The following is a 1,068-nucleotide window of genomic DNA, read 5'->3' on the forward strand; positions in this document are numbered from 1 at the left end:
GAACTGATAGATCAGTTCCTTTCGGTAAGTATTGCCTGAGCAGACGGTTGGTATTTTCGTTTGATCCCCTCTGCCAAGGACTTTGAGGGTCACAGAAGTACACTTGTATGTCAGTGGCCAAGGTGAACTTTTGATGTGATGCGAGCTCTGATCCTCGGTCCCAGGTCAATGACTTATAAAGCTCTTTGGGTAGGCTCCTTGACTGCCTGACCAGCGCTGTAACCACCTCTTCAGTTTTTCGTCCGCCAACTTTCACCAGCAACACATACCTAGAATGCCGTTCAACCAGTGTGGCCACATAGCTGTTCTTCGAGCCTGCTATCAGGTCACCCTCCCAGTGGCCAGGGACGGCCCTGTCCTCAACTTCTGGAGGCCTTTCGTGGATTGATACAGCATCTACTATTTTCCCGAGGCCCTTTTGTTTCAGTGAAGCGGACTTGGCTCGACGAATTGATCGCTTGGAACGTAGATAAGCCTGAAGCTCTTTCTTTAGTGCTCCCCGAGCTTGTACAAACAAGGTTTTGTAGATGGTCTCATGTGACACGTGCAGGTGCTCATGCTGAGGCAATTTCCGTTTGAGCCAACCAGCAATTTGCTGGGGCGACCAGTGTTCTCTGAGTTTGAGATCCACGACAGCACAAAGCCCGGGATTAGAAGCCAGCTTACATGGTTTGGGCCTAAGTGCTTTGCGCAGCGCCTCCTGATCTGCGCTTACTGCTCGGTATTGAAGAATACCCCCGTTACGCGTAACTTCACGGCTAATGGTGGATGGCGCTCGCCCCAGCTTACCCGCGATTTGCCTCAAGGAGCACCCAGCAACCAATCCTCGAGATATTTCCTCTCGTTCTGACAGGGTCAGGACTCGAGGAGAGCGCTTTCGTTCAGGAGGACGAATCCCCCCAGTACGTGCCAAAAGCTGATGAATGGATGACGATGGCCTGTTAAAGATCCTACCGATATCCTTGAGAGAAACCCAGGGCGAGAGCGTGAACATTTTTTAAGCATGTATCACCCTCTCCATGTACTCAATGTCCATGGCAGCCATCCGCTGTTTGCGCCGAATACCGG

At 51.5% G+C, this 1,068-nt stretch carries 1 pseudogene; it reads right to left on the reverse strand.

Annotated elements, in window-relative coordinates:
- Positions 1 to 970 (reverse strand): annotated as a pseudogene (locus KTN04_RS16570) (IS30 family transposase); the annotation flags it as partial.
- Between the last annotated feature and the right edge of the window lie 98 nt (positions 971 to 1,068).

The organism is Marinobacterium weihaiense (assembly GCF_019061305.1).
GTDB classification, from domain to species: domain Bacteria; phylum Pseudomonadota; class Gammaproteobacteria; order Pseudomonadales; family Balneatricaceae; genus Marinobacterium; species Marinobacterium weihaiense.